Source organism: Roseivirga spongicola (genome assembly GCF_001592965.1).
Classification (GTDB): Bacteria; Bacteroidota; Bacteroidia; order Cytophagales; family Cyclobacteriaceae; genus Roseivirga; species Roseivirga spongicola.
This window is the reverse complement of sequence record NZ_LRPC01000026.1, coordinates 1-305: the sequence shown is the minus strand read 5'-3', so window position 1 is coordinate 305 and position 305 is coordinate 1. Positions and strand designations below refer to the sequence as shown.

Below are 305 nucleotides of genomic sequence, written 5' to 3'. Positions count from 1 at the left end.
ATCACCAGCTTGCCGAAGTCGTTATTGAAGGCTTTGTCTTTACCTGTGCCGCGGTGGCCGAGGTCTTGGCCATTGGCTTTTACTTGCACACGGTATATATAGGTTCCGTTGGCTAATACATCGCCAAACTCATCTCGTCCATCCCATGCATAGTCTGTGATATTGTTTCCCACGCGGACGGAGCCAATCTCATCTTGAGTTATTTCTCGTACTAACTTGCCAGAAACTGTAAAGATCTGAATCTTAATCTGATCAGGGATTTCGCTTCCTGTTAAGGTAAACACAAACCTTGTACTAGTAGAGAA

1 protein-coding gene is annotated in these 305 nt (G+C 44.9%); it reads right to left on the bottom strand.

Annotated elements, in window-relative coordinates; translation table 11 throughout:
* The coding region (locus tag AWW68_RS12115) for a FlgD immunoglobulin-like domain containing protein (protein WP_157717631.1) at window positions 1–305 on the bottom strand (305 nt) is incomplete at both ends.